This window comes from Curvibacter gracilis ATCC BAA-807 (genome assembly GCF_000518645.1).
Classification (GTDB): domain Bacteria; phylum Pseudomonadota; class Gammaproteobacteria; order Burkholderiales; family Burkholderiaceae_C; genus Curvibacter; species Curvibacter gracilis.
In genome coordinates this window covers 113868-140360 of sequence record NZ_JADZ01000022.1, presented here as the reverse complement: position 1 = coordinate 140360, position 26493 = coordinate 113868, and the positions used below count along the sequence as shown (strand labels likewise).

Below are 26493 nucleotides of genomic sequence, written 5' to 3'. Positions count from 1 at the left end.
CAGACCTGGCGCCAGGCCAAGAGCGTGCCGGTGGACAGCACCCTCACCAGCGTGTCGTTCACCGATGCGCGCCAGGGCTGGGCTGCAGGGCACTGGGGCGTGATCCTGCACACCGAAGACGGGGGCGAGAGCTGGGCCGTGCAGCGCAGCGCCACGGCAGAAGACCGGCCGCTGTTTGCGCTGCACATGCTGGACGCCCAGCGCGGCGTGGCGGTGGGCCTGTGGTCGCTGGTGCTGGTGACGGACGATGGCGGCAAGAGCTGGAACCCGGTCATGCTCACACCGCCCGAGGGCGCACGCAAGGCCGACCTGAACCTGCTGAGCCTGTTTGCCACGGGCCAGGGCGTGCTGTACGCCACAGCCGAGAAGGGCATGCTGCTGCGCTCGGCCGACCAGGGGCGGCACTGGAGCTACCTGAGCACGGGCTACAAGGGCTCGTTCTGGACCGGGGTGGCGCTGCCCGGGGGCGAGTTGCTGGCCGCGGGCCTGCGCGGCTCGCTGTACCGCAGCACGGACGAGGGCAAGCGCTGGAGCCGCATCGACAGCCACAGCGAGTCGTCGATCACGCAGCTGGTGGCAGTGCCGGGTGCAGGGGGGGCGCAAGTCGTGGGTGTGGGGCTGGATGGCCTGAGGCTGCAAAGCCAGGACGCTGGGGCGAGCTTCAAGGCCGAGGTGCGGCCCGATCACCTGGGGCTGACGGCGGCGGTGGTGAATGCGCAGGGGCGGCTGGTGCTGCTGTCCAAGCAGGGCCTGGTGAAGAACTGATCCTGACGTCGTGTTCCTGGCTTGAACGTCGAAGCCACCTTCACCGCCCCTGGCAGGGGCTTCCTGCCTGAGTCAATCAACTGGATGCGAGATATGACGATTGCTCACCGGCTCATCGTGGCCTTTGGTTTGGTGGTGTTGATTCTGCTCGGGCAAAGCGTCATGAGCTTCTGGGCGGCTGTGCAGTCCCAGGATCTGGTGCAAGGCACGGTGGGGCAGGCCCGAGCGCGGTATGAGCTGGCCTCGGCGCTGAGAGCGGCAGGCAAGGCGGAAGAGCTGTATCTGCGTCGGCTTTCGGTGCAGGTCGATCCCGCCAAGGTCGAGCGCGAAATCGCCTCGGCCCTGAAGGCCAGTGCCGACACCGACCAGGCCTTGAAGAGTCTGCTGGCCATGCCCCTGAATGCCACCGACACCGCTGCGTTGCAAAGCCTTCCGCAAACCCTCCAAAGCACACGCGGTGCACGGGACAAGGTCATCGACCTGGGGCGGCAGTTGCAGACCGATGAGGTCAACCAGGTGTTTGAAGACAAGCTGGACCCCTTGATCCAGCAGAGCCAATCAGCGGCCCTGGCGTTCGCGCAGCAGCAGAAGTCCGCCGAGGAGCAATCGTTCGCCGAGATCGTGGCGCTGGCCGACCAGAGTCGCCGCATCACCTGGATCACGGCGGTGGTGGGGGCCGTGTTGGCCGCCTTGGCCGGCCTGTTGCTCTATCGCTCGGTGACCACGCCCTTGAACGCCACGGTGCGCATGGCCGACCGGGTGGCGGCGGGCGACCTCACGCTGCAAATCGAGGCGCAAGCCAACCATGAGACCGGGCGGATGATGAATGCCCTGGGGCAGATGGTGCGGCGCATGCACGAGGCCATCGACACCGTGGTTCGTTCATCCGCCTCCATCCACACGGCCTCGACCGAAATTGCAGCCGGCAATCTGGACCTGTCCAACCGAACCGAGCGGCAGGCTGCGGCCCTGCAACAGGCCACGCAGTCGATGGAAGTCATCGCCAGCGCGGTGCGCGACAACGCCGAAGCCTCACAGCAGGCTCAAACCCAGGCGCGCGAAGCCTCGCAGCAAGCCCGCTCGGGCGGGCAGCAGACCGAGCACATCGTGCAGACCATGGAGGCGATATCGGCCTCATCCACACGGATGTCCGAAATCATCGGGGTGATCGACGGGATCGCGTTCCAGACCAATATCCTGGCCTTGAATGCGGCGGTGGAGGCGGCCCGGGCCGGTGAGCAAGGGCGCGGCTTTGCGGTGGTGGCCAGCGAGGTGCGCGGCCTGGCCCAGCGTTCGGCCCAGGCCGCCAAGGAAATCAAGGCGCTGATCCAGAGCAATCTGCAAACCGTGAAGGCCGGCGCTGGCCAGGTGACACAGGCGCGCAGCACGATGGCCTCGATGGTGAAGGCCAGCGAGCTGGCGGCCGATCTGATCAGCCGCATCTCCGAGGCCACCGCCCAGCAGGCCCAGGGTGTGGCACAGATCCATGGCGTGGTGAGCGAGATCGATGAGGGCCTGCGACAGAACGCTGCCTTGGTCGAAGAGGCCGCAGCCGCGGCCGACAGCCTCAGGAGCCAGACGGAGGCACTGGACAGCGTACTAGGCTACTTCCAGCTTGGCGCCCGCGAGCAAGCGGTGCATCAGGTGGACGCCGGGTCAAAGGGGCATGCCAGCCCACCCTCTCTGGCTCAGCACCCTCTTGCGCGGCTGAGCTGAGCGTCTGGGGCTTGGTGCCTGTGGTGGCCGGCACAGGTGTTCTTGACTGTGCAGGCCGCCTTTTCAGGCGCTGGCTTGCGCTTCACCCAGCCGGTGGTAGGCGCGGTTGAAGTAGGCCAGCCCCTGGGAGCTCTCTGCGGGCAGGCGGATGTCGCGCAATTCCGAGATGAAGATGCTGTGCGAGCCCACTTCGTGGATGTGGGTGATGACGCCATCAAAGTTGACCAGTGCGCCTTGCAAGGCGGGGGCGCCGGTGCTCAAGGGCCGCCAGGCCACCTGTGCAAAGCGGTCTTCCATCGTCACGTCGCGGTTGGCAAACAGGGCCGACAGGTCCTGCTGGGAAGCCGACAGCACATTGACGCAGATCGAGCGGTTTTCCACAAAAAAGCGGTGCGCAAAAGACGATCGGTTCATGCAGACCAGCAAGGTGGGCGGTTGATCGGTGACGCTGCAGACCGCCGAAGCCGTGAAGCCCGCCAGGCCGGCGGCTCCGTCGGTGGTGATCACGTTGACCGCACCGGCCAGCAATGACATGCCGTTTCTGAATTCAGGAATCGAAACCATGGTGAACCCCTTCAAATGTCCAGCACCAGTCGGGCGGATTTGGCGCGCGAGCAGCACGTCATGATCTGGTCGTTGTCACTCTTTTCTTCGTCGGTGAGGTACACGTCGCGGTGATCGCATTCACCCTCCAGGACCGTGCAGACGCAGGTGCCGCAGACGCCTTCCTGGCACGAGACCGGCACCTCGATGCCGATGGTCTTCAAGGCGGCCACGATGCTCTGCCCCTCTTGCACCTGCACCGTCTTGCCGCTGGCTGCGGCCACCACCTCAAAGGCGCCGCCGCGCGTGTCGACGTCGGCGTTGAAGTACTCCCGGTGGATCTGGGCTGCGGGCAGGCCATGTTGTGCGCTGCTGCTGATCACCCAGTCCATGAAGCCCGAGGGACCACAGACGTACAGGTGGGTATGGGCCGTGCCCACTGCGTCCAGCACCGCAGCGATCTGGAGTCGGCCCGCGTCACCCGCATCGTCGAAATGCAGGCGCACCTTGTCGGCAAAGGGGGCTGTGGCCAGTTCTTCCAGAAAGGCGCTGCTTGCGGCAGAGCGCGTGCAGTAATGCAACTCGAAGCCCTTGCCCGCTGCTGACAGGGCATAGGCCATGGCGATCATGGGCGTGATGCCGATGCCGCCGCCGACCAGCACACTGTGCTGCGCCTCCGGTACCAAGGGGAAATGGTTGCGCGGCGCACCAATCGTGATGACCGTGCCTTCGTTGAGCCGATCGAACACTGCGAGCGAGCCGCCTCGGGAGGCGGGGTCACGCAGCACACCGAGTCGGTAGCGGCTTTTTTCGGCGGGGTCGCCGCACAGTGAGTATTGGCGAACCAGGTCGGGGGCCAGATGGACGTCGATGTGGGCGCCAGCCTCGAAGCTGGGCAAGCTGCTGCCGTCTGCGCTTTGCAGATCGAGTACAACGACACCGCCGCCTTGAATCTCTCTGCGCTGGACGACGACCTGGTGGGTGAGGGCGTTCATGTTTGTTTCCTTCTCTCGATGCTCTTCAGCGCATGAAGATGCCGCCGTTCACGTCCCACGCGGCGCCGGTACAGGAGTCGGCCTCGGCGGAGGCCAGTTGCACGATTTGGGCTGCGATGAAGCGCGGGTTGCCCAGGCGCTGCACGGGGATGGCCGAAACCAATTTTTCAAGCTTGTCGGCCGGCACGGCTTGGCGCACGGAGGGCAGGTCGAGTGGGCCGGGCGCCATGGCATTGACGGTGACACCGCTGGCGGCCAGTTCGCGCGCGAAGATCTTGGTCAAGGTCAGGATGCCCGCCTTGGATGAGGCGTAGTGCGCGCCCGAGGCCGTGCCGCCGTTCTGCCCGGCCAGCGAGGCGATGTTGATCAGGCGCCCATAGCCGTGGTTGGCCATGCGGGTGCCAAACACCTGGCAACCGAGAAAGGTCCCGCGCAGGTTGATTCGCAGCACCTCTTCAAACTCTTCCGGGGTGATCTGCATCACCGGTGTGGTCACCGTCACGGCCGCGTTGTTCACGGCCACATGCAGCTGGCCCCAGCGTGCGGCCAGGGCATCGGCCGCCTGTTCGAACGCCGATTTGGACACCACATCCAGGGCCAGACCCAGGGTGCTGTCGCCGCTGGGATCCAGCTCCCGCGCGGCACGTTCGGCCGCCGCGCCGTCACGGTCGCTCAGCGCGACCCGGTAGCCGGCGGCGTGCAATGCCTGTGCGATGAACAGGCCCAGCCCATGGGCGGCGCCTGTGACCAGGGCGTTTTGTCGTTCTGCCATGGCCTGGCCTCAGAGGATGTAGCCGACGGCGGTGAGCGTGTCGGTCGAGTTGATGAGCTTGACGACCTTGCGCTGGATGCGGAAGCTCTCTCCCTCGCGCAACAGTTCGTAGGTGACATCGGAGGTGTGCTCGCGAAAACGGTCCTTGCGGAACTCGCGCAGGTCCTGGGCGCAACGCACCGTGACCTTGATGCCGTCGTCGCTCAGCAGGCGCAGGCGCGATACGTTGCGCACCGTGCGCGCCACCGGGGCGGAGGAGATGGCTTCGCCGCCGGTCAATCGCGCCACGCGCTTTTGGCGCATCTGGGCGTCGTCGTAGGCGTAGTTCAGGGTGTTCTCGTGGTCGGTCTCGTTCGGGTCGATCGGGATCACGTAGATGCCGTCCGGGGCCCAGAGCTGGAGCCAGTCCTGGTACTCGTTGTGGTCCAGCATGTCGCTTTCGGCCCAGATGAAGGCGGTGGCTTCTTGCAGCAGCGTCGTGTTCATTTTTTGCTCTCTTCCGTGACTCAGGCGGTCATCAGTTTTTTCCACTGCTGGTAGGCAGCGCGCATGCCGGTCTCGGCACTCACATCACCCGCCACACCGTCGGCGGTCTTCTTTTCCGCGGGCAGGCCGCGGTTGAGCAGCACCCAAAGGTCGCGCCCGGCATGGGCACCGGCCTGTACCCGTTCCCAGGCTTCCGAGTCGTCCGGCGTGCCAAAGCCCAAGGGGCCCTGGAAGTGCTCGTGCATGCGCAACCGGGCCCGGTTGCCGGCCGGGGGGCCGCCGTCCATCAGGATCACGCTGTGGTGGATCTCGGTCTCGTTGACCGATATCGGTTGCAGCACCCGAAAGAAGGCCATGGAGCAGGCAATGTTGGGGAACAGGTTCAGGTTGAAGCCCGAGCCCCCCACGGCGCGCACGATCTGTCGCACCTTGGCCTCCTCGTGGCCCTCGGCGCGCAGCGCCTCAGCCAACTCGGTGTAGCGGTCGGGGATGGGCCGCTCCAGATCGGCTTCCAGGTCGATCAGGTCGGGAATCATCACCATCACGCTGTGACCATTGCCCAGGTCTTCGACATAGCCCTTGCCGCCCACGAAGTCGAGCATCTCCTCGGTCTGCTTGTCCACGGAGTGAAGAAAGGAGCGATGCACCAAGGGGAAGTGGTAGGCGTCCGTGGTGTTTTCCAGCTGGATCTTCCAGTTGCCCGGGAACGTGAAGCGATGCTCGCCGCCGACCTTGATCGGAAAGCTCCCACCTTGCTTCATGAACAGGTCCATCCACTTCTTGGCGGGGCCCAGGTAGTCGACCAGGGGTTCGATGTCGTCCTTGAAGGTGGCAAACACCATGCCGGCGTATTCCTCGACCCGCAGGTTCATCAGGGGGTATTCCGCCTTGTCGAGAATGTCGCCATAGCTCTCAGGGTGCGGCACGCCGCGCAGGCTGCCGTCGAGCGCGTAGCTCCAGCCGTGGTAGGGGCAGACAAAGGTGTTGGCCTTGCCTTTCTTGTGCTCACACACCGTGGCGGCGCGGTGGCGGCAGCGGTTGAGCAGCACGCGCACCTGTTTTTTGCGGTCACGCACCACGATCACCGGCTCTTTGCCCACCCAGTGGGTCTTGTAGCTGCCGACATCGGGCACCTCACTGACGTGGGCCACCCAGACCCAGGTGTTGCGGAAGATCTTCTCCATCTCGTCATCGAAGATGGCGGGGTCGGTGTAGAGCGAGGTGTGGACCTTGTCGGTCTGCACCAGTTCGCCGAGGGGGCGGTGGAAATGGATCGCTTGGGCAGGAGCATTCATGGGGGTGCCTCTGTGAATTAAGAGTCTTGGGCCGGCACTGGCAGCAGCGCGCTGCTGTTCCAGGCGCCGGTGGGGCGGCTGAAGAGGTTCTCGGTCTGGAACTGGGCGATGCGCCAGACGCCGTCTTCAGAGCGCAGCTTCAAGGTGAGCTGCGCGGCGTTGAGGTGTGAGTTCTGGTCGGCAAAGGTCGATGTCTGCAACATCACCCAGCTCGCATCGGCGCTGAGTGCGTCGTCCGACACCCCGATGGTTTCGGAACAGAGAAAGTGGACGTTCAAGGCGAAATGCGCCGGGGTCCGCATGTAGGTTCGGAACATGGCAGCAATCGCTTCACGCCCCCGGTAGCCGCCAAAGCGGCCGGAATAAAGCGCACCCCGGCCTTCCCAGGTGGCATCTTCGGTGAAAAGACCGGCCAGCTCCTGCAGCGGTGTCTCGGCGTTGAGGCGGTCGCACAGGGCCATGTAGCGGGTGATGCAGGCGCGGATCAAACCCTCGGCCTGGAGGCGTTGCACCTGCAGTTGCAGGTCGGCGATCTGCTGTTCTGGCGTCATCGGAATGCTCAGGCCGCGTAGGCCGGAATGCTCAGCTCGCGGCCCACGCGCGCTTCGACCTTGCAGTACTTCCACAGCTTGTAGGTGCCGTCACCCACACCGATGGTGCGAAACAGGTTGCAAGCTGCATGCACCGTTTCCAGGTCGGGCACATCGGCCAGCACGTAGGTGGTCCAGGGCCAGCTCGCCGACGGCCCCACCATGGAGCGATCGTCGTCGAGGTTGCCCAGAACCTTGACGCCGGGCAGGGCGGCGATGCCTTGCATCATCTGCACGAAGGCGTTCCAGATGTCCTTGGTTTCGGCCTGGGTGGCGTCGAAGAAGTTCTGGTTCACGCCAATGCAAAACAGGGTGCGCAGCGGAATTTTGGTTTCAGTGGTCATGGTGGGTTCTCCTGGGCGATGGGGTCAGATCAGAGGTAGCCCGGCAAGGGCTTGAGGCCGAACAGCATGGCGCCGGCGTTTTGGTAGGTGATGTCGCCCATGAAGGCGTGCTGGGTCACGACCAGGCTGTCTTGAACCTGGGTGGAAAGCGGACAGCTGCGGTAGATGCCGGTCATGCCCGCGAGCATCTGCACGCTGCGGGTGACTTCGGCACCCGAGCGGGTGGCGTGGGTGGATGACAGGCGCAGCATGCTGATCTGCTCCTGGGTGGGGGTGTCGCCCCGCAGCAGGGTCTCCCACACCTCGTCCATGGCGTCATAGAAGAAGGCGCGTGCGGCGCGCAGGGTGGCTTCTGCACGGGCGATGTCCATCTGCACCTGCGGCCGGTCGGCGGTGCGTGGTGCGCCCGTGACCGAGGTGCGGCCCGTGGCCAGGTTCTTCAGTTCTTCGATCGCACCGCGGGCAATGCCGAGCGAGACCACGCTCAACACCTGCGTTGCGAACGACAGGCTGGGGTAGCGGCAAATCGGGGCGTCGAGTGTGGAGGCGCTGCCGCGCACGAAGGTCCACTCCTCGGGGACGACGACCTTGTCCACCACGATGTCGTGGCTTCCGGTACCGGTCAGGCCGATCACGTCCCAGGTGGGGTCGATTCGTGCCTTGGCGATCGGCATCACGGCCAGGCGCGGCAGGGATTGGCCGGCCAGGCCCGTCGGCGCAATGCCCACACCCACGAGGCTGGCCCCCATGCATCCGCTGGCAAAGCTCCAGCGGCCCGACACCTCAAAGCCCCCCTCGACGACGGGTGCGCTCTGGGGCGGAAACACGCCCGCGCAGAACACCACATCGGGCGAAGCCGCGTACACCTGGCGCAGCGTCGCGATGGGCAAGGAGGCCAGGTAGGTGATGCCCATGCCGAAGCTGGCCACCCAGCCGGCCGAGCCGTCGGCCTGTGCGATGCGCTCCACTTTCTCGCAGAAATAGCGCGGCGAACGTTCTTCGCCGCCCAATGTGCGAGGCACCAGCGCCCGGTACATGCCGTGGTGCTTGAAGCTCTCGACCACATCGGGCGAGATGAAGCGCTGCTGGGCAAATTCAGCGCTGCGGGCGCGGATGTCGGTCAGCAGGCCGTCAAAAGACGGGTGGGCCACGCCGTCCGGTGACGGGGGGCTTGCAGGCGTGGTGCGCTCGGGTTCCAGGGTCAGCATCGGGGTCTCCGGTAGTGAGGTTGCCGCGTCGAAAAAGGGCTCAACGCGTTGAAGCTATTTTTTAAGTTAGCGCAAAACTACGTGAATTGGCAACTAAAAAAAGTAAAAAAGTTTTCGCCCAGGATTTGGGCGCCTTTTGAATTTGTTGGTGCATCTCCAAGGGAAAAATCGCACCAAAAGCGGGCTAAATCTTCATAAATCGATTGAGTTGAGCGTTTCAACCCAAGGGAATCCCCTAGGAAGACGAACTGAATTACCTCTGTAACCTCGGCAAAAAGCATGAATAAGAACGTGAATGTGGCACGAAATGTGCAGACCGCATCTCACCAGAATTCAATCTTTCCACCCGCACTACGAAGAGGTCTTCCATGGTTCTGAAAAACGTTTTCCCCACCTTGATCGCCGCTGCCGGCGCCCTGTGTTTGGCCGGCAGCGCGCTGGCCCAGATCAAAGTCGGCGTCGTGTCCTCGGCCAGCGGGCCGATTGCCTTGGTCGGCATTCCCCAGAAGAACACGGTGGCGCTGTTGCCCAAGGAGGTGGCAGGCCAGAAGATCGAGTACTTCTCGCTGGACGACGCTTCCGATCCCACGGCGTCGGTTTCGGCCGTCAAGAAGCTCATCAACGAGGACAAGGTTGACGCCTTGATCGGCCCGAGCGGATCGCCCAATGCCATGGGGGTGATCCAGTTCGCTGCCGAAGCCGGTGTGCCCATGTTTGCGCCCGTCGGCACGGCGGCTGTGGTGCTGCCGATGACCGAGCAGAAGAAGTGGGTCTTCAAGACCACGCAGAACGACGATCTGATCGCCAATGCGCTGGTGGAGCACATGAAGGCCACGGGCATCAAAAGCGTCAGTCTGATCGGCACGGCCGACCCCTATGGCGAGAACTGGGCCAAGGTCATGACCGAGCTGTTGGCGGCCGCCAACATCAAGTTGCTGACTTCGGAGAGCTTTCAACGCCGCGACACCTCGGTGACGGCGCAGGCCCTCAAGACCCTCGCAGCCCGCCCTGAGGCCGTGCTGATCGCTGCACCTGGAAGCTCGGCCGTGTTGCCGCAGGCCACGCTGTTCGACCAAGGCTACAAAGGCCGGTTCTACCAAACCCATGGCGCCGCGCTGGACGACTTCCTGAAGCTGGGCGGCAAGAAGGTGGAGGGCACCATCCTGGCCGCCAGCGGCATGTTGGTGCTGGGCGACATGCCGGCCAGCAACCCCATCAAGGCCATTGCCACCAAGTACGTGGCCGATTACGAGAAGCTGTATGGCAGCAAGCCCGCCACCTTTGGCGCCAACGTGTACGACGCCGGCTTGTTGCTGCAGGCGGCCATTCCGGCGGCCCTGAAGAAGGGCAAGCCAGGCACTGCGGAGTTCCGTGCCGCCCTGCGCGAAGCGATCGAGCACACCAAGGAGCTGGCTGCGACCCAAGGCGTCTACAACATGAGCGCAGCGGACCACAGCGGCTTTGACAAGCGGGGCCGCGAACTCATCACGGTGAAGAACGGTCAGTGGGCCGCCTTGAAGTAAGCCGCCGCCAGTTGATCGACATGGATTCACAAATCGTTCTATTGCTGGGCCAGGATGGCCTCACGAGCGGCGCCATCTATGCCTTGCTCGCGTTGTCCATCGTGCTGGTGTTCAGCGTGACCCGGGTGCTGCTGGTGCCGCAGGGCGAGTTCGTCACCTTCGGAGCCATGGCCATGGCCGGCATGCAGGCTGGCCAATCGATGGCCCTGGCCTGGCTGCTGCTGGGGCTGGCCGTGGCACGGGCCGTGGGTGCCCTCTGGGCCAGGCGTCGCTGGCCGGGCCCTGGCGACTGGATCATGCTGGGCTATGCCGTGGCACTCTGGGCGCTGCTGAGTGTGTTGCCGTTGCAGGCGCTGCCGATGGTGGTGCAGGCTCTGCTGACCCTCGCGCTGGTGGTGCCCATGGGGCCCTTGCTGTATGACATCGCCTTCAAGCCGATTGCGTCAGCCCATTCCCTGGTGTTGCTGATCGTGTCGATCGCACTGCATGGCGTGCTGGTGGGGCTGTCGCTGTTGATGTTCGGCGCCGAGGGCGCCCGCAGCGAGCCGTTTTCCGACGGCGGCCTGGAGATCGGGCCGGTGGTGTTCAAGTCACAGGCGCTCTGGGTCATCGCTGCGTCCGTGCTGCTCATTGGGGCGCTCTACGTGTTCTTTGATCGCACCCTGTACGGCAAGGCCCTGCGAGCGACGTCGGTGAACCGGCTCGGGGCAGAGCTGATGGGTATTTCGCCAACGTTCGCCGGCCAGCTCAGCTTTGGCCTGGCGGCCTTCATCGGTGCGCTCTCGGGCATTTTGATCGCGCCGCTGACCACGCTGTATTTCGACAGCGGCTTTCTGATCAGCCTCAAGGGCTTTGTCGGTGCCGTCACCGGTGGGCTGCTGAGTTACCCGATCGCTGCGCTCGGCGCCACGTCGGTCGGCTTGGTCGAGTCGTTCTCGACCTTCTGGGCCAGTGACTACAAGGAGGTGATCGTGTTCACGCTGATCCTGCCTTTCCTGCTGTGGCGCTCTTTGACAACCCGCCATTCCGAGGAGGACGCATGAGTGCCCTTTCTACCCCTCCCCTTCAGCACGGCGCAGCCCGTTCGCATGGAGCTTCCCGTCTGCGCGGCATCGGCTTGTTCATCGTGCCGGTGGCTCTTTTGGCGCTGGTCCCCCTGTTGCCGAGCTTTTATGTCACCTTGTTCAACAACATCGGGCTGGCGGCACTGGTGGTGTTGGGCATCGTGCTGATGACCGGCGTGGCCGGACTGACCAGCTTTGGCCAAGCCGCCTTTGTGGGCATCGGCGCCTACACAACGGCCTGGCTGGCCAGCAGCACGGTGTTGCCGGGCTGGTTGGCCTGGGCTGGCGGCTCGCCGCTGGCGGCGCTGCTGATCGGTACGGTGCTCACGCTGTGTGTGGCCGGCCTGTTGGGGGCCATCACCCTGCGCCTGTCTGGGCACTACCTTCCGCTGGGGACCATCGCCTGGGGGATCGCTCTGTATTTCCTGTTTGGCACTTTCCAATCTCTGGGGGGCTATTCCGGCCTGGCGAACCTGCCTGGGTTGCGTCTGTTCGGTGTCGCGCTGGAGCGTGGCGAGCAGATCTTCTACCTGATCTGGTTGCTGGTGCTGCTGGGCGCGGTCGCCATCCGCAACCTGCTGGACTCCCGTTCGGGGCGCGCCATTCGCGCCTTGAATGGCGGCCAGGCCATGGCGGCCTCCATGGGCGTGCACGTGTTTCGGGCCAAGCTGACGGCTTTTCTGTTGGCTGCGGCCATGGCGAGTGTGTCGGGTTGGCTCTATGTCTATACGCAGCGCTTCGTCAGCCCCACCCCTTTCAGCATCAACGCCGGCATCGACTACCTGTTCATGGCCTTGATTGGCGGTGTCGGCCAATTGTGGGGGGCCATCGTGGGCGCGGGCCTGTTTGTGTTGGCGAAAAACGGCTTGGAAGACCTGTTGCCCAAGCTGTTCGGCAGCACCGGCAATTACGAGGCCATTGTTTTCGGGGCGCTCATCATCGGGCTGATGCACCGTGCACCGGCCGGCGTGGCGGGGTGGTGCCAGGCCCATCTGGGGTCACGTCGGGCCACGCAGCCACCGGCCGCTGAAAGCGATGCCGGATCGCTGCCGCGCCGGGAGATGCCCAGCCGTGGCAGCGTGGTGATGAAGGCGCGTGGCCTGAGTCGTCGTTTCGGCGGCCTGGTCGCCAACAAGGAGATCGATCTGGACTTGCGGGCGGGCGAGGTGCTGGCCGTGATCGGCCCGAACGGCGCCGGCAAGAGCACGCTGTTCAATCTGCTCTCTTGCTGTGATGTGCCGACCTCCGGTGACATCGAGTTCCTGGGCCAGCCCGTGCGGGGTTGGGATGCCCGCCGCATCGCTGCGGCGGGGCTGGCCCGCACCTTCCAGCACGTCAAGTTGCTGCCCAAGATGAGTGTGCTGGAGAACGTGGCCCTGGGCGCACACCTGCGGGGTCACCAGGGCCTGCTGGCCAGCGTGATGAGGCTGGATCGCCGTGAAGAGGCACGCTTGCTGGCCGAAGCTCGCCGTCAGTTGGAGCGCGTGGGCCTGGGCGCCCACCTCGCGGCCGAGGCCGGCAGCCTTTCTTTGGGCCAGCAGCGCTTGATTGAAATCGCCCGTGCGCTTTGCTGCGACCCCTGCGTGCTGCTGCTTGACGAGCCCGCGGCAGGCTTGCGCCACGGCGAGAAGCAGGCCCTGGGTGCGTTGCTGCAGAAGCTGCGCGAAGAAGGCATGACCGTGCTGCTGGTCGAGCACGACATGGACTTCGTCATGAACCTGGTTGATCGCGTGGCGGTGGTGGTGTTCGGCGACAAGATCGTCGAAGGCCTACCCGCTGAAGTCCAGTCGGATCCACGGGTCCTTGAAGCCTATCTGGGAGTTGCCTTATGAATGCCGTGCCCAAACCGGCGGTGGTCGAGTCACCGCTGCTGCTCGATGTGTCCGATCTGCATGTGAGCTACGGCAAGATCAACGCGGTCACCGGGGTCTCGCTGCGGGTGCGACAGGGCGAGATCGTCACCGTGGTGGGGCCCAACGGCGCGGGCAAGACCACGCTGATGTCGGCCATCATGGGGGTGCTGCCTTCCAGCGGGCGCATCGTCGTGGCGGATGAAGCCGGCGTGGACCGGGATGAAGGCCGAGGCATCGCCAGCCGTGTGCGCAGCGGCATTGGCCTGGTGCCCGAGACCCGCGCCCTGTTCTCCAGCATGTCGATCGAAGACAACCTGCGGCTCGGGGCCTTCCGCTTTCGCAAAGAGCCCAAGGCCCGGCATGTCGATGCGCTGGAGGAGGTCTTCACGCTGTTTCCGCGCCTGAAGGAGCGGCGCCAGCAAGAGGCCTCGACGCTCTCGGGTGGCGAGCGCCAGATGCTGGCCCTGGGGCGCGCGCTCATGGGCCGGCCCCGTCTGCTCATGCTCGATGAGCCCAGTCTGGGTCTGGCGCCCCTGATCGTGCGCGAGATCTTCCGCATCCTCACGCGCCTGCGTGAGCAGGGTGTCTCGATCCTGCTGGTGGAGCAGAACGCGTTGGCCGCCCTCAAGATTGCCGACCACGCCTATGTGCTGGAGCTGGGACAGGTGGCGATGGAGGGACCGGCCGATGTTGTTGCCGCCGATCCACGTGTGGTCCAGGCCTACCTCGGTAGCCAGGCGAAGCATCAAGCGATGCTGAGCTCCTGATAGGTTCCCCTGATTCTTTTGAAAGCCTGATTCCGACATGACTCGTCATATCCACCCGCGCGCGAGTGCGGTCGCCGTCCATGCGGCCATCACGCGCCGTGAAACCACGGCCGAAGCCGTGCTCCAGGACAGCCTGGAACGCATCGCCAACGCCGAACCGGCACTGCAGGCCTGGAAGCACCTGGATGCTGAGGCCGCATTGCGGCAGGCCCGTGCGCTGGATGCGCGGATGGCCGCCGGCTCAGACCTGGGCCTGCTCGGCGGCGTGCCGCTGGCCGTCAAGGATTTGATTGACACGGCCGACATGCCCACCGGGTACGGCGCTGCGGTCTATGAGGGGCACCGCCCTGCAGCCGATGCCGAAGTGGTGCGGCGGGTGCGTGGTGCTGATGCCGTCATGGTGGGCAAGACCGTCACCACCGAGTACGCCTATTTCACCCCAGGCCCCACGGCCAACCCCTGGGACACGGCGCACACGCCGGGGGGCTCGTCCAGCGGCTCCGCCGCCGCTGTGGCCAGTGGCATGGTGCCTCTGGCATTCGGCTCGCAGACCGCGGGCTCGCTGATTCGCCCTGCCTCCTATTGCGGCGTGTTTGCCCTCAAGCCCAGCCATGACCTGGTCAGCGGTGCGGGTGTGAAGGCCTTTGCGCCATCGCTGGACACCGTGGGCTGGCTGGCCAATGGCGCCGAAGACCTGGAGCTGATGCGCGCGGCGCTGGCGGGTGAGCGCTTCGAACCTTTGCCAGAGGCGGCCGGCATGCGCTTGCTGAGTTGCCGCACGCACGAATGGGCCTGCTCCGATGCCGGCGGGGAGCAGGTGTGGGAGAGGGGGCACCGCTTGCTGTCGGCGGCCGGGGTGCCCGTGGCTTCACTGGATCTGCCAGCGTCCCTGGCGGGCCTGTTGCAGGCACAAAAGACCGTGATGGCCAAAGAGGCGGCGCAGAACCTGGGCCGCGAGGTCATGGCGCATGGCCCCCGGGTGAGCCAGCACATCCGAGATCTGGTGGCTGTTGGCCAGGGTGTCACCGACGAGGCCTATGCCGCAGCCAAGGCCATGGCTGCACAAGGGGTGCTCGAGGTGCTGGCCTTGATGGGCGAGGCCGATGCGCTGCTCGTGCCCGCGGCCCCCGGCGAAGCGCCGCCCGGGCTGGCCGCCACGGGCGACCCGGTCTTCAGCCGGGTGTGGACATTGCTGGGCCTGCCGTGCGTCAATGTTCCGGGCCTGTTGGGGCCGGGGGGCCTTCCGGTGGGGCTGCAGCTGGTGGGGCGTCCGCGCGAAGAGCGCAAGCTACTGGCGGTGGCCCAGTCGCTGCATCGGGTCATCACCGCTTGATTGCTGCGTGATCGCTGTGTGTGACCGCTGTGTGTGATCGCTGTGTGTGATCGCGGTGGGGCGGGCCTAGGATGGGTCCGAGGCCACCGCGTCCAGAATGGGATGGTCGCCGCCGTTGAGATTGCGGAACACGATGCGCAGTGATTCGTTCAGTCTTTCGATCTTGGCGGGTGTCAGCCCGTCGAAGCTGCGCTCGAACAGGCCGTGGGTGGCATCCTTCACCCGTCCCAGGGCGACGCGGCCGGCGTCCGTCAAAGACACCATCGTCACCCGGCCGTCGGTTTTCGACGTCTCCGTGCTCACCAGACCCTCGGCCTTCATGCGGTAGACGATCTTGGTGGTGGTGGAGAGCTTGCCCACCGCATGCACGGCGATGTCGGAAACACTGCTCACGCCTTGTTCCTGCAGGATGGCCAGCACCCGGTAGGTGGGTACATCGCAATCGACGGCCTTGAGAACACGCTCGATCTCTTGCGTGTAGAGGGTGTTCACTCGGGCGATCCAGTAGAAGGGCCAATCGGCCCGGTGAAATTCTGGGTCGGATGGATTGGAACGTTTGGAAGAGCGCACGGCCATGATTGTCCGGGTTGAAAACTGACTTGGATCTTAGCGGATGGTGTACCCAGCAATGCCGATGGGTGCCCTTGTTTGACCTGAGTGGCGTGCCAAAAGGCCAAGCCCACACTGCGGGCGGATGACGCCATCGAATGGCGTGCAGCGTCTTGAGCTTCATCAACGGGAGGGGGCGGCTCTCTGCGAAGCGTTCCCGGCGCCAGGAGGCCGGCCATGGCCTGTGCCGAACCGGCCAGGTGCCTGGGGCGCCCAACCTGCAGCCGACGAGATCGTTCGCCGGGTAAGTCCACCCTTTGCCCCAGTGCTTTCATCTTGAGCAACGCCTAGCCATGCCCTCCCGCGGGCGGGTGTTGACCTGGCCGCCTTAGCCCTGCCATGTCGCGCGCAGCAGCGGCTTTCGGGTGGCTGGCTAGAAAGATACAAATACGTATAGCACATAAAAGAGCAAAGCGTGGACCAAAGAAAAAACCTGATAAATCGTCTTGGTGGTTGCTAATTTTTGTCTATTCGATAAAGTAGCAAACATGACCACCGAAAAATACCCCACTGGAGCAGACCTGCTTTTGGCCCAACTGGCCGCTCAGGGCGTGGATACCTGCTTTGCCAACCCCGGCACCACGGAACTGGATGTCGTGCGATCCATGGAGACGCAGGACGCGGTCCGTTGCGTGATCGGATTGCAGGAAAACGTGTGCACGGGCGCCGCTGACGGCTATGGCCGCATGCTGGGTCGTCCTGCGGCCACCCTGCTGCACCTGGGCCCCGGATTTGCCAACGGCATTGCCAACCTGCACAACGCCAAGCGCGCCCACACCCCGATCGTCAACCTCATCGGCGATCACACCAGTTGGCATTTGCCGTTCGATGCGCCCCTGAGCTCCGACATCGAGTCCCTGGCGCGTCCGGTGTCCGGTTGGGTGCATCGCATTGACAGCGTGGCCGATGCCGCGCCGGCTGCCGCGCAGGCCGTGCGGCAGAGCCTGGCCCATGGCGGGCAGTCGGCCACGCTGATCTTCCCGGCCGACTACCAGTACGGCACGCTGGACGCAGCGGCCGGCTCCAGCAAAGGCGAGGCCGTGGCCGCGCCCTCGCCGTCGCTCTCGCATTTCGACCTGGCCGCTGGCGTGCACGCGCTTCGTCAAGCCAAGGCCCCTTTGTTCCTGTTGGGCGGTGGCGGTGCCTTGAGCGGATTGGGTGAGCGTGCTCAAAAGGCCGTGGCCCGCCTGTGCCAGGTGCTGCCAGGGCGCGCCTATGCCGAGACCTTCCCGGCGCGCTCGGAGCGTGGGCAGGGCTTGCCGGTCTTTGATCGGCTGCCGTATTTCCCGGAACCCGCCCGCCAGGTGCTCGACGCATCCGATCTGGTGGTGCTGGTGGGGGCTTTGCCCCCGGTGACCTATTTCGGCTACGAGGGCCATGCGAGCGAGATGGTCACCCCAGACCGCCTGCTGCTGCTGAGCCAGCCCGGCGAAGACGCGGCCACCCGGCTGGAGGCGCTGGCTGAGGCGCTGGCGGCACCTGCGTATGTGGCACCGCAGGTGCCGATGCCGGAGCAGCCCACAGGTGAGTTGACGCCCCAGAAGATCGCCGCCGTGCTGGCGCGTGAACTGCCGGACCAGGCCATCGTGTCGGTCGAGGGCGGCACCTGCGGCTATCCCTTCTATGCCGCTTCTGCTGCAGCCCGCGTGCACACCACCTTGACCAACACCGGTGGGGCCATCGGGCAGGGCCTGCCCGTGGCCATGGGGGCGGCCATCGCCTGCCCCGAGCGGCCAGTGGTCGCCCTGGTGTCTGACGGCAGCACCCAATACACGATCCAGACCCTGTGGAGCATGGCGCATGAGGGGCTGAACGTGGTGGTGCTGGTGGCCGCCAATCACCAGTACGCGATCTTGCGCAATGAGCTCAGGCGCGGCGGGGCTGCGCTCGGCGAACGCGCTGCTGCCATGACCAGCCTGGAGAACCCCCGCATCGACTGGGTCTTGCTGGCGCAGTCCTATGGGGTCAAAGCCTCGCGCGCCCAGACGGCCGAGGAGCTGGCAGAGCAGTTTGCCAAGGCCGTCGCCACTTCCGGGCCCAGCCTGATCGAAATGGCGCTGTGAGCCTCGGCTTCATCAGCGTCATGCCAAGCAACCGGGCGCCAGCGGCGCTCATCCATCACCAGGAGCTAATGTGGATCTGAAACTCAAAGGAAAAGTCGCTGTGGTCACCGGCGGCAGTCTGGGCATCGGCCGTGCCGTGACCGAGGCACTGGCCGCCGAAGGCGTGCGTGTGGCCGTCGTGGCGCGCAGTGCGGGCCCTCTGCAGGCTGCGGCCCGCGAAATCAGCGAACAGTACGGTGTCGAGGTGCTGGCCGCACCGGCCGATGTGAGCAGCACCGAGCAGGTCGAGGCCATGATCGAACAGGTGGCCCAACACTTCGGGCGCATCGACATCCTCGTCAACGGGGCCGCCCACCCGGGTGGCCTGGTGCGCAGCGAAATCGAGCACGCCAGCCCCGAAGGCCTGCTGGAAGACATCAACATCAAGGTGGTGGGCTACATGCGTTGCGCCAAGGCGGCCGCAGCCCACATGAAGAAGAACGGCTACGGCCGCATCATCAACATCGGGGGCCTCACCGGCCGGGGCAGCAAGCAGCTGTCGGGCATGCGCAATGTGGCCATCTGCCACCTGACCAAGACCCTGTCCGACCAATTGGGCCCCTCGGGCATCACCGTCAACGTGATCCACCCGGGCGTGGTGGAAACCCCCCACATCCATGAGCTGTACGCCAAGGAAGCCAAGCTGCAGGGCCTCACGCCCGAGCAGGTCGAGGCCAACTACGCCAAGGTGACCCCGATCCGCCGCGTGCTCCAACCCCAAGAGATTGCAGACACCGTGCTGTTCCTGGCCTCCGAGAGGGCTGGTGCCATCACCGGCGAATCCATTGCCGTCGATGGCGGCATCACCCGCGGCATCTTCATCTGATCGCTCATTCACCCCAAAAGGAACACCCATGAAGGGAACCATTCTTGTGGCCACTGCGGGCCAGGGCATTTTGCGCAGCGTGGACAACGGTGCCAGTTGGCATCGCCTGGGGCTCAAGGAAGCCATTGAATTCGACGGCACGGTGCGGGCGCTGGCGGTGGACCCGGCCGACCCCCAGCGGGTGTTGGCGGGTGCCGATGTGGGGCTGTGCCTCAGCACCGATGGTGGCGCCCATTTCAGCCGGGTCAGCTCGCCCATGGACGGTCAGACCGTCTGGGCCATCGCCTTCGACCCGGTGGACCCGAAAGTCGTCTACGCCGGCACCGGGGCGCCTTCGCGTGCCTTCACCTGCCGCTCCCGCGACGGCGGCCTGAGCTGGGAGCGTCTGGGTGTCGAGCTGCCGGAGTTCTGCCAGGGCGTCAACCGCCCCCGGATTCTGACGATGTGCGTCAACCCGGTGAACCACCACGAGGTCTGGTTCGGCGTCGAGGAAGGTGGCGCCTGGCGCAGCACCGACCAAGGCGACCATTGGGAACGCATGGATGTGCCCCGGGCGGGCATCAACAACTCCGACATCCATGCGATCACCATCCTGCCGGCCACCGCGCAAGACCCGGTGCGCCATTTCGTGCTCACCGTGAACTCGGTCTGCGAGAGCACCGATGGCGGCAAGTCCTTCGTCCACAAGCCCTCGCGCGAACGGTTTGACGGCATGTACTACACGCGCACGGTCCAGGTGACGGGCGCTGCGGGGCAGGCGCTGTTGCTGGCCATTGGCGACGGCACACCGGGTACCCGGACCAAGATCTACCGTTCAGAAGACCGTGGCCAGACCTGGAGCACCGCCTTGCTGCACACCGCGCCCAACTCGACCGTGTGGGCTTTCGGGACCCATGCGGCCGACCCCGACCTGGTGTTTGCCGGCACCAAGTACGGCGACCTGCTGCGCTCCACCGATGCAGGCCGGACCTGGTTCAAGGAGTGGCGTGAGTTCAGCGAAATCACCTCGATTGCCTGGACACCGTTCGAGGCCCCGGTCCATGCGCATCCGCAATCCATCAACTGATGCCTGGGAGCTTCATGTCTACGCCCTCATCTGATGTACGGCCCCGCATTCGCCGTACCCACCTGGCGCTGTTCGTCAAGAACCCCTTCGAGACGGCCTCCTGGTACGAGGACGTGCTGGGCATGGAGGTCACGGCGCGTGGCGATCGGTGGGTGTTTCTCTCTTTCGGTCAGAAGCACCACGACATCGCATTGATCCAGGTCGACCCGGCCAGCCCGACGGCGGAGGTCCGAGGCGACATCAACATGCAGCACTACGGGCTGGAGATCGAGGGGTCGATGGATGACCTGCGTCGTCTCTACGGCATGTTGCTGCGCAAGAACGTGCCGGTGGTGAAGACCACTGACCACGCCGTGGGCTATGGCCTGTATTTCACGGATCCGGACGGGCATCGCTTCGAGTTCTTCCTCGAGACCGTGCACGACGACGAAGAGGGCAAACGCCTGCTGGGCGACTACGACGCTCCGAGCCGCCCCTTTGATTTGACGCCGCTTTGAATCCATCCACTTTGAGTTGAAAGAATACCCATGAGAACCCTGAACTTTGGCGCCTTCCACATCCGCAAGTGGTACTTGCAGGTTGAAGACACCCTGGCCGGCGAGACCGGTGCACCTGCAGACGGTGAACCCCTGCGCAAGTTCGTGCTGGCGGCCTGCATCCACAACCCCTACGCAGGTCGCTACGAGCCTGACCTCAGCGCCTGGATCGAAGGCTCTGTGGCGCTGGGCCAGGAGTTCGGCCGCCGTATCCAGCAAGCCGCCAACGGGCAGGCCATCGAAAGCTATGGCAAGGCCATCCTGGTGGGCACTGACGGTGAATATGAGCACGGCAACGCCCTGTTGACCAACCCGGCCGCCAATCCGATCCGCGACGCCCTGGGCGGGGGCAAGTCTTGGGTGCCCTCGACGGGCAAGCGCGGCGGGCCCGGCACGGTGCTGGACATCCCGCTGGCCCACAAGGATGCCCTGTATGTGCGTTCGCACTATGACTCGGTGAGCGCTCTGTTCAATGATGGCCCGAATCGCGACGAGGTCATCGTGTGCTGGAGCTTTGCCACTCGCGGGCGCCTCAATGCGCGCCTGGGCGGCTTGAAGGCTTCCGAGGTCAAGGGCCTGGACGGCCTGGTCTGAGCTGAGGCCGCCATGGAACGTCGCGACGACACACTGCCTCTCCAGGGGCTCAATTTCCACGTCACGGAGTGGGGTGACCCGGGCGCTCGACCCATTGTGATGATGCATGGCATCCGGGGCTATGCCGAGACCTTTGCCGGTGTGGCCGCGGCGCTCCAGCCTGACTTCAGGGTCATTGCCTTTGACCAGCGCGGCCGAGGGCAAACCGATTGGGATCCGGCCTGGAACTACTACACCGATGCATATGTGGCCGACCTGGCGGCCCTGGTCGATCACCTGCACCTGGCGCAGTTTGATCTGCTCGGGCATTCGATGGGGGGGATCAACGCGCTGGTCTATGCCGCCGAACACCCGGGTCGGGTGGGTCGGCTGGTGATCGAGGACGCCGGCCCCGGCGCCTTTGACACCAGTGCGGGCGCGGTTCGGATCCGCAAGGAGCTGGCCACCACCCCCAGCGAGTTCGAGAGCTGGGAGCTGGCCGCAGATTTCATGCGGGCGCTTCGGCCCACCGTGTCCGAGGCGGCCAGGCATCAGCGTTTGCAGCAGATGCTCAAGCAGACCCCGCAGGGGCGATGGACCTGGCGCTATGACCATGCCGGCATCGCCGCGACACGGCTTGACCCCGACCCAGCGCGCGTGGTCGATCTTCGCCCCAGTGTGCAAGCCATCCAATGCCCCACCTTGGTGATCCGAGGCGGTCGTTCTGACTACCTGCAGCCCGAGATGGTGAGCGAGATGCGGCGGCTCAACCCGAGCCTGCAAGCCACCGAGATTGCGAATGCGGGCCATTACATCCATGACGACCAGGCGGAGCGATTCAACCAGGTGGTGTGGCAATTCCTGTCGCGCCAGCTGTGATCCAGCCGCCCCCTGATGCCCTTCCCGTTCGACGGAAACACCGAAAAATGATCTACGAATTGAGAACCTACACCCTGGTCCCCGGCGGCCTTAGGGACTATGTGAAGACCTACAACGAACTCGGGCGCGAGGTCCAGGTCGGCATCCTGGGCCAATTGGTCAGCCTGTTGCAGCCCGAGAGCGGTGACCTGAACGAGCTGAAGTTCCTGTGGGCATTCGACAGCTTTGAAGACCGCGCCAGGCGGCGTGCCGAACTGCTGCAAGACCCGCGCTTCACGGACTTCCGCAAGGCGGTCCGGCACCTGTTGATCCGTCAGGAAAGCCAGTTGCTGAGCCCGATCTGAAACACCCCATCGTTACCCCCCCCAACATGTCCCAAGACAAAAAAGAAGTTCCGGTCCTGATTGTTGGCGCTGGCCCCTGTGGGGTCACCATCGCCAACCTGCTGGGCAGCTACGGGATCGAAACCCTGCTCATCGACCGCAGTCCGGCGATTCTGGATTTTCCGCGCGCGGTGGGTCTGGATGATGAAGCCTTGCGCACCTTCCAGGCCGCAGGCCTGGCCGAGGACATGCTGCGCGACATGATCCAGAACGTGCCCATGCGCATGTACACGGCGGCCAAGCAATGCTTCGCCGAGATCCTGCCCAGCACGCGTGAATTCGGCTGGTGTCGTCGCAACCTGTTTTCCCAGCCGCTGGGCGAGGCCACCTTGCGCAAGGGGCTGGCCCGCTACCCGCATGTCGAGATGGCCCTGGGAGTGGAGTTGCTCTCGCTGGTGCAGGACGAGCACGGCGTGGACGCGACCTTGCGCCAGGCCGATGGCAGCATGAGCACGGTCCGTGCGCAGTACCTGGTGGCTTCGGACGGCGCACGCAGCACCGTGCGCGAGGGCATTCTCAAAGTGCCGTATGAGGGCGAGACCCATTCGCACAAATGGGTGGTCATCGAGTGTGAGGATGACCCGCTTGACGCCCCCTACACCGCGCTGCATTGCGAGCCCCGCCGGCCCTATGTCTGCCTGCGCCTGCCCTATGGGCTGCGCCGCTGGGAGTTCATGTTGTTCCCCGGTGAGGATGGCGACCAGATGCTGACACCCGAGAAGGTGCAGATGCTGCTGAGCCACCATGTCGAACATCCCGAGCGCCTGAAGGTGATCCGGGCCCGTGTCTACACCCACAACTCGCGCGTGGCCAAGGACTTCGTGGTGGGCCGGGTGTGCCTGGCAGGCGACACGGCGCACATCACCCCGCCCTGGATCGGGCAGGGGCTCAATGCCGGCTTGCGCGATGCGTTCAACCTGGCCTGGAAGCTGGCCTGGATCGTGCGCGGCCGCATGAAGCCTGAATTGCTGGCCAGCTACCACGACGAGCGCCATGCCCACGCCCAGGCCATGATTGACCTGGCGGACCTGTTCGGCTCGGTGCTGTCGCAGCGCAACCGCCTGGTCGCCTGGCTGCGGGACCGCTTCTTTCTGTCGATCAAGAACATTCCCAAGGTGCGCGACTACGTGCTGCAGATGAAGTTCAAGCCCATGCCGCGCTTCGTCAAGGGCGTGGTGCTGAACAGCGGGCATGCCGCTCGCGACGATCTGGTGGGGCGCATGTTCATCCAGCCCGTGGTCGAGCAGATTTCGGGTGAGCCGCGCAAGCTCGACGATGTGATCGGCGGGTGTTTTGCATTGGTCAGCTGGCGCTGCAATCCCTTGGCGCAGATGAGCCCCGCGTTGGCCGAACAGCTGCGACTGCTGAAGTGCGATCAATTTGTGGCCGTCAGGGCCCGAAGCAGTGCCTGGGAAGTGAATCGCTGCACGGGTGAGGCGCCGATGGTCAACCTCATCCAGGACACCGACAACCTCTTGAACGCCTGGTTCCAGGCCCGTGGTGTGGACTGGGTGTTGATCCGCCCGGACCGGTTTGTGGCTGCGGCCGGCCTGGCGGCCAGCGCACCCGAACAACTGACTGAGTTCTGTCGCACGGTGGTGCGGTAGGGCGATCGCGCCGATCGCGCTGAAAGCGCCGGTGTCGCCGTGGCGGCATCGCCGCCGGGCCGCGCTTGGCTGCGGCCAGGCGTCGGCCGCCTGTGTTGTTGAGTTCTGTGTCTCGTTCCCTCAAGAAAGCCCCCCCATGAACCGCTCAAAATCCCGTTTTCTGGCCTTCTGCCTGCTGGCACTGGGTGCCGTGTCCGCCATGGCACAGTCCTGGCCGCCCGCCACGGTCCGCATCGTGGTGCCCTACCCACCCGGTACCGAGCCCGACGTGCTGGCCCGCGACCTGGGCAATGCCCTGAGCAAGCAGACCGGCAAGGCCTTTGTGGTGGACAACCGCCCCGGTGCCAACTCCATCGTCGGCACCGAGGTGGTGACCAAGGGAGATGCTGACGGAAGCACTTTGCTGATGGTGGATCGCCTGGCCGTGGTCACCAACCCGGTGCTGTACGCCAAGATGCCTTACCAGTGGGAGACGGCCCTGAAGCCGGTGTCCGATCTGGCGGGTGTCAACCTGTTCGTGGGGGTGCGCGAAGGCCTTCCGGTGAAGAACTTTGCCGAGTTCCTGAAATACGCCAAGACCGCACCGGGCGGTGTCAACATCGGCACCGGTGGCAACGGCCATGTCAACCACATCGGCATGGAGATGCTCAAGCAGGCGCACGGCCTGAACTTCTCCTACGTGCCCTACCGGGGCGTGGCGCCCGCCGTGCTGGGCTTGTTGTCGGGTGAGGTGGATGCCGTGATGGCGGGCGGCATGGTGATGCAGGCCCACGCCAAGAGCGGCAAGATCCGCCTGCTGGCCATGGGCGACACGCAGCGCGCCATGTACCTGCCCGATGTGCCCACGCTGGCCGAGGCGGGCGGCAAGCCCGGCACCATCCCCTCGACCGTCTTCGCCTTGTTTGCGCCCTCCAGGGTGCCCGATGCGGTGGTGACGCAGATCAACCAGGCCGTGGCCAAGGTCATGGACTCGTCTCAGGTCAAGGGCACTTATGCGGTGCGCGGCATGGACGTGGCCACCTCAACGCCGCAGCAAACCCTGGCATCCATGAAAAAGGACGCCGTGCGCTACGGAAAGATCATCCGGGAGGCCGGCATCAAGCTGGAGTGACGAAGTTCCTGCCTGTGCCTTCTGCCCCGAACGGGGCAGGGCCCACCGCTCCACCCATTCTCTGAGCACCGCACCATGTACCCCTCACTTTCTCTCTACATCAATGGCCGCTTCCTGAGTGCCGAAGGGCGCGAAGTCCAGACCATCCGGGATCCCGCAACGCAGGAGGCCTTGGGTGAATTGCCTTGGGCCACCCGTGAAGACCTGGATGTTGCACTACAGGCCGCAGACCATGCCTTCCAGACCTGGCGGTGCAGCTCGCCCATGGAGCGCTCCGCCGTGTTGCGCCGGGTGGGTGAGTTGGCCCGCGAGCGCGCGAACGACATTGCACGGGCCATCACGCAGGACAACGGCAAGCCCCTGGCCGAGGCCGTGGCCGAGGTGCTCAACAGCGCCGAACATGCCGAATGGGCGGCCGAAGAGTGCCGGCGCATCTACGGCCGCGTGGTGCCGCCCCGCAACCCCCTCGTGCGCCAGTGGGTGGTACGCGAGCCCGTGGGGGTGTGCGCGGCCTTCAGCCCTTGGAACTTCCCGATGGGGCAGGCCATGAAGAAGGTGGTGGCGGCCATTGGTGCCGGCTGCACGGTGGTCCTCAAGGGGCCCGAAGAGTCTCCCAGCGCGGTGGATGCCCTGGCCCGCCTGTTCCACGACGCCGGATTGCCGCCCGGCGTGCTCAATGTGGTGTGGGGCGTGCCTTCCACCATCTCCAAGCACCTGATCGAGTCGCCCATTGTGCGCAAGGTGTCGTTCACGGGCTCCGTGCCGGTGGGCAAGCACCTGGCAGCCATGGCGGGGGCCCACATGAAGCGGGTCAGCATGGAGCTGGGCGGGCATTCTCCGGTGCTGGTGTTTGATGATGCCGATGTGGAGCAGGCGGCCACCCTGCTGGCCCGCTTCAAGGTGCGCAACGCCGGGCAGGTGTGTGTCTCGCCCTCGCGCTTTTATGTGCAGAGCCGGGTGTATGACCGCTTTGTGAGCGCCTTCACCGAGGTCATCAACTCGGTGACGGTGGGCCATGGCCTGCAGCCCGAGTCGCAGATGGGCCCCCTGGTGCACGCGCGTCGCCTCGAGGCCGTGCAGTCCCTGGTGGATGACGCCCGGCGCCAAGGGGGCGAGGTGCTCAGCGGTGGCGGCCGTCTTCCGGGTGCCGGCCACTTCTTTGCCCCGACCGTGATCACGGGCCTGCCCGACACCGCCCGTGTGATGAACGAGGAGCCCTTCGGCCCCCTTGCGCCCATCACCCGCTTCACCGATCTGGAGGAGGTGCTGCGCAGGGCCAACAGTGTGCCGTTTGGCCTGGCGTCCTATGTGTTCACCCACTCGATTCAGACCTCGACGCGGGTGGCCAACGGCCTGGAGGCGGGCATGGTCAACATCAACCACTTCGGCATGGCCCATCCCGAGCTGCCCTTTGGCGGCATCAAGGACAGCGGGATTGGCAGCGAGGGCGGCACCGAACTGTTCGACGGCTACCTGGCCACCAAGATGATCACCCAGATCTAGCGCCTGGCGGCGCCCCATTCCATGGGCAAGGCCCCGCCGGGCCT

26 protein-coding genes are annotated in these 26493 nt (G+C 65.1%); 17 read left to right on the top strand and 9 right to left on the bottom strand.

What is annotated here, in order from left to right:
* A partial coding sequence (locus L880_RS32645) for a WD40/YVTN/BNR-like repeat-containing protein (RefSeq protein ID WP_043329744.1) occupies positions 1–765 on the top strand: 765 nt, incomplete at its 5' end.
* A 93-nt stretch (positions 766–858) separates the two neighbouring features.
* Positions 859–2481: a methyl-accepting chemotaxis protein gene (locus L880_RS0116970; RefSeq protein ID WP_027476694.1), complete on the top strand. Its 1623-nt coding sequence runs from the start codon at positions 859–861 to the stop codon at positions 2479–2481.
* Positions 2482–2544: 63 nt separating this feature from the next.
* Here L880_RS0116970 and L880_RS0116965 read toward each other — a convergent pair whose 3' ends face one another.
* From L880_RS0116965 to L880_RS0116930, 8 genes are read right to left on the bottom strand one after another with little or no spacing between them, the layout of a single operon-like run.
* Positions 2545–3015 (bottom strand): flavin reductase, encoded by a 471-nt coding sequence (locus L880_RS0116965; RefSeq protein ID WP_211245330.1) that lies wholly within the window; start codon positions 3013–3015, stop codon positions 2545–2547.
* Positions 3016–3056: 41 nt separating this feature from the next.
* Complete coding sequence (locus L880_RS0116960) at positions 3057–4019, bottom strand: PDR/VanB family oxidoreductase (RefSeq protein WP_027476692.1); 963 nt, start codon at positions 4017–4019, stop codon at positions 3057–3059.
* A gap of 25 nt (positions 4020–4044) precedes the next feature.
* Positions 4045–4791 carry an SDR family NAD(P)-dependent oxidoreductase gene (locus L880_RS0116955; RefSeq protein ID WP_027476691.1) on the bottom strand — a complete coding sequence of 249 codons (747 nt, stop codon included), beginning with the start codon at positions 4789–4791 and terminating at the stop codon, positions 4045–4047.
* A gap of 9 nt (positions 4792–4800) precedes the next feature.
* Complete coding sequence (locus L880_RS0116950) at positions 4801–5277, bottom strand: aromatic-ring-hydroxylating dioxygenase subunit beta (protein WP_027476690.1); 477 nt, start codon at positions 5275–5277, stop codon at positions 4801–4803.
* Between the two features lie 20 nt (positions 5278–5297).
* Complete coding sequence (locus tag L880_RS0116945) at positions 5298–6572, bottom strand: aromatic ring-hydroxylating oxygenase subunit alpha (RefSeq protein ID WP_019578243.1); 1275 nt, start codon at positions 6570–6572, stop codon at positions 5298–5300.
* 17 nt (positions 6573–6589) lie between these two features.
* Positions 6590–7123 carry a nuclear transport factor 2 family protein gene (locus L880_RS0116940; protein ID WP_027476688.1) on the bottom strand — a complete coding sequence of 178 codons (534 nt, stop codon included), beginning with the start codon at positions 7121–7123 and terminating at the stop codon, positions 6590–6592.
* Between the two features lie 8 nt (positions 7124–7131).
* Positions 7132–7506: a hypothetical protein gene (locus tag L880_RS0116935; protein WP_019578241.1), complete on the bottom strand. Its 375-nt coding sequence runs from the start codon at positions 7504–7506 to the stop codon at positions 7132–7134.
* 29 nt (positions 7507–7535) lie between these two features.
* Positions 7536–8714: an acyl-CoA dehydrogenase family protein gene (locus L880_RS0116930; protein WP_051443377.1), complete on the bottom strand. Its 1179-nt coding sequence runs from the start codon at positions 8712–8714 to the stop codon at positions 7536–7538.
* Positions 8715–9082: 368 nt separating this feature from the next.
* On the opposite strand from L880_RS0116930, the gene L880_RS0116925 reads away from it, so the two are divergent.
* Genes L880_RS0116925 through L880_RS0116905 form a run of 5 tightly spaced genes read left to right on the top strand, consistent with a single transcriptional unit; the run spans position 9083 to position 15254 of the window.
* On the top strand, positions 9083–10237 hold the full coding sequence (locus tag L880_RS0116925; RefSeq protein WP_027476686.1) for an ABC transporter substrate-binding protein: 1155 nt from the start codon (positions 9083–9085) through the stop codon (positions 10235–10237).
* 20 nt (positions 10238–10257) lie between these two features.
* On the top strand, positions 10258–11280 hold the full coding sequence (locus L880_RS0116920) for a branched-chain amino acid ABC transporter permease (protein ID WP_027476685.1): 1023 nt from the start codon (positions 10258–10260) through the stop codon (positions 11278–11280).
* The gene (locus tag L880_RS0116915) at positions 11277–13133 is read left to right on the top strand and encodes a branched-chain amino acid ABC transporter ATP-binding protein/permease (protein ID WP_027476684.1); all 1857 of its coding nucleotides are present in this window, start codon (positions 11277–11279) and stop codon (positions 13131–13133) included. The genes L880_RS0116920 and L880_RS0116915 overlap by 4 nt, the downstream gene beginning before the upstream one ends.
* Positions 13130–13921, top strand: coding sequence for an ABC transporter ATP-binding protein (locus L880_RS0116910; RefSeq protein ID WP_043329740.1), 792 nt, complete (start codon positions 13130–13132; stop codon positions 13919–13921). The genes L880_RS0116915 and L880_RS0116910 overlap by 4 nt, the downstream gene beginning before the upstream one ends.
* A 37-nt stretch (positions 13922–13958) precedes the next feature.
* The gene (locus tag L880_RS0116905; protein ID WP_027476682.1) at positions 13959–15254 is read left to right on the top strand and encodes an amidase; all 1296 of its coding nucleotides are present in this window, start codon (positions 13959–13961) and stop codon (positions 15252–15254) included.
* Between the two features lie 66 nt (positions 15255–15320).
* Here L880_RS0116905 and L880_RS32640 read toward each other — a convergent pair whose 3' ends face one another.
* Complete coding sequence (locus L880_RS32640) at positions 15321–15746, bottom strand: MarR family winged helix-turn-helix transcriptional regulator (RefSeq protein ID WP_084461379.1); 426 nt, start codon at positions 15744–15746, stop codon at positions 15321–15323.
* Positions 15747–16351: 605 nt separating this feature from the next.
* On the opposite strand from L880_RS32640, the gene L880_RS0116895 reads away from it, so the two are divergent.
* The 10 genes from L880_RS0116895 (at position 16352) to L880_RS0116850 (ending at position 26449) form a co-directional block, all read left to right on the top strand.
* Positions 16352–17926 carry an acetolactate synthase large subunit gene (locus L880_RS0116895; protein ID WP_027476681.1) on the top strand — a complete coding sequence of 525 codons (1575 nt, stop codon included), beginning with the start codon at positions 16352–16354 and terminating at the stop codon, positions 17924–17926.
* Positions 17927–17996: 70 nt separating this feature from the next.
* Positions 17997–18791 (top strand): SDR family NAD(P)-dependent oxidoreductase, encoded by a 795-nt coding sequence (locus L880_RS0116890; protein ID WP_027476680.1) that lies wholly within the window; start codon positions 17997–17999, stop codon positions 18789–18791.
* A gap of 28 nt (positions 18792–18819) precedes the next feature.
* The gene (locus tag L880_RS0116885) at positions 18820–19857 is read left to right on the top strand and encodes a WD40/YVTN/BNR-like repeat-containing protein (RefSeq protein WP_027476679.1); all 1038 of its coding nucleotides are present in this window, start codon (positions 18820–18822) and stop codon (positions 19855–19857) included.
* Positions 19858–19871: 14 nt separating this feature from the next.
* Entirely contained in the window at positions 19872–20354 is a 483-nt protein-coding gene (locus tag L880_RS0116880; protein ID WP_027476678.1) for a VOC family protein, read from the top strand.
* A 30-nt stretch (positions 20355–20384) separates the two neighbouring features.
* Positions 20385–20987: an amino acid synthesis family protein gene (locus tag L880_RS0116875; RefSeq protein ID WP_027476677.1), complete on the top strand. Its 603-nt coding sequence runs from the start codon at positions 20385–20387 to the stop codon at positions 20985–20987.
* A gap of 12 nt (positions 20988–20999) precedes the next feature.
* Positions 21000–21845 (top strand): alpha/beta fold hydrolase, encoded by an 846-nt coding sequence (locus tag L880_RS0116870; RefSeq protein WP_027476676.1) that lies wholly within the window; start codon positions 21000–21002, stop codon positions 21843–21845.
* Between the two features lie 47 nt (positions 21846–21892).
* Complete coding sequence (locus L880_RS0116865) at positions 21893–22189, top strand: NIPSNAP family protein (protein ID WP_019572551.1); 297 nt, start codon at positions 21893–21895, stop codon at positions 22187–22189.
* 26 nt (positions 22190–22215) lie between these two features.
* Entirely contained in the window at positions 22216–23835 is a 1620-nt protein-coding gene (locus tag L880_RS0116860) for a bifunctional 3-(3-hydroxy-phenyl)propionate/3-hydroxycinnamic acid hydroxylase (RefSeq protein ID WP_027476675.1), read from the top strand.
* Between the two features lie 136 nt (positions 23836–23971).
* Entirely contained in the window at positions 23972–24946 is a 975-nt protein-coding gene (locus L880_RS0116855) for a Bug family tripartite tricarboxylate transporter substrate binding protein (RefSeq protein ID WP_027476674.1), read from the top strand.
* A gap of 75 nt (positions 24947–25021) precedes the next feature.
* Positions 25022–26449: an NAD-dependent succinate-semialdehyde dehydrogenase gene (locus tag L880_RS0116850; RefSeq protein WP_027476673.1), complete on the top strand. Its 1428-nt coding sequence runs from the start codon at positions 25022–25024 to the stop codon at positions 26447–26449.
* Positions 26450–26493 lie beyond the last annotated feature (44 nt).

Excerpts from the sequence above, each read along its gene's own strand:
- L880_RS0116970 (WP_027476694.1), top strand. The coding sequence starts at position 859 with ATGACGATTGCTCACCGGCTCATCGTGGCCTTTGGTTTGGTGGTGTTG.
- L880_RS0116965 (WP_211245330.1), bottom strand. The coding sequence starts at position 3,015 with ATGTCATTGCTGGCCGGTGCGGTCAACGTGATCACCACCGACGGAGCC.
- L880_RS0116960 (WP_027476692.1), bottom strand. The coding sequence starts at position 4,019 with ATGAACGCCCTCACCCACCAGGTCGTCGTCCAGCGCAGAGAGATTCAA.
- L880_RS0116955 (WP_027476691.1), bottom strand. The coding sequence starts at position 4,791 with ATGGCAGAACGACAAAACGCCCTGGTCACAGGCGCCGCCCATGGGCTG.
- L880_RS0116950 (WP_027476690.1), bottom strand. The coding sequence starts at position 5,277 with ATGAACACGACGCTGCTGCAAGAAGCCACCGCCTTCATCTGGGCCGAA.
- L880_RS0116945 (WP_019578243.1), bottom strand. The coding sequence starts at position 6,572 with ATGAATGCTCCTGCCCAAGCGATCCATTTCCACCGCCCCCTCGGCGAA.
- L880_RS0116940 (WP_027476688.1), bottom strand. The coding sequence starts at position 7,123 with ATGACGCCAGAACAGCAGATCGCCGACCTGCAACTGCAGGTGCAACGC.
- L880_RS0116935 (WP_019578241.1), bottom strand. The coding sequence starts at position 7,506 with ATGACCACTGAAACCAAAATTCCGCTGCGCACCCTGTTTTGCATTGGC.
- L880_RS0116930 (WP_051443377.1), bottom strand. The coding sequence starts at position 8,714 with ATGCTGACCCTGGAACCCGAGCGCACCACGCCTGCAAGCCCCCCGTCA.
- L880_RS0116925 (WP_027476686.1), top strand. The coding sequence starts at position 9,083 with ATGGTTCTGAAAAACGTTTTCCCCACCTTGATCGCCGCTGCCGGCGCC.
- L880_RS0116920 (WP_027476685.1), top strand. The coding sequence starts at position 10,258 with ATGGATTCACAAATCGTTCTATTGCTGGGCCAGGATGGCCTCACGAGC.
- L880_RS0116915 (WP_027476684.1), top strand. The coding sequence starts at position 11,277 with ATGAGTGCCCTTTCTACCCCTCCCCTTCAGCACGGCGCAGCCCGTTCG.
- L880_RS0116910 (WP_043329740.1), top strand. The coding sequence starts at position 13,130 with ATGAATGCCGTGCCCAAACCGGCGGTGGTCGAGTCACCGCTGCTGCTC.
- L880_RS0116905 (WP_027476682.1), top strand. The coding sequence starts at position 13,959 with ATGACTCGTCATATCCACCCGCGCGCGAGTGCGGTCGCCGTCCATGCG.
- L880_RS0116895 (WP_027476681.1), top strand. The coding sequence starts at position 16,352 with ATGACCACCGAAAAATACCCCACTGGAGCAGACCTGCTTTTGGCCCAA.
- L880_RS0116885 (WP_027476679.1), top strand. The coding sequence starts at position 18,820 with ATGAAGGGAACCATTCTTGTGGCCACTGCGGGCCAGGGCATTTTGCGC.
- L880_RS0116880 (WP_027476678.1), top strand. The coding sequence starts at position 19,872 with ATGTCTACGCCCTCATCTGATGTACGGCCCCGCATTCGCCGTACCCAC.
- L880_RS0116875 (WP_027476677.1), top strand. The coding sequence starts at position 20,385 with ATGAGAACCCTGAACTTTGGCGCCTTCCACATCCGCAAGTGGTACTTG.
- L880_RS0116870 (WP_027476676.1), top strand. The coding sequence starts at position 21,000 with ATGGAACGTCGCGACGACACACTGCCTCTCCAGGGGCTCAATTTCCAC.
- L880_RS0116865 (WP_019572551.1), top strand. The coding sequence starts at position 21,893 with ATGATCTACGAATTGAGAACCTACACCCTGGTCCCCGGCGGCCTTAGG.
- L880_RS0116860 (WP_027476675.1), top strand. The coding sequence starts at position 22,216 with ATGTCCCAAGACAAAAAAGAAGTTCCGGTCCTGATTGTTGGCGCTGGC.
- L880_RS0116855 (WP_027476674.1), top strand. The coding sequence starts at position 23,972 with ATGAACCGCTCAAAATCCCGTTTTCTGGCCTTCTGCCTGCTGGCACTG.
- L880_RS0116850 (WP_027476673.1), top strand. The coding sequence starts at position 25,022 with ATGTACCCCTCACTTTCTCTCTACATCAATGGCCGCTTCCTGAGTGCC.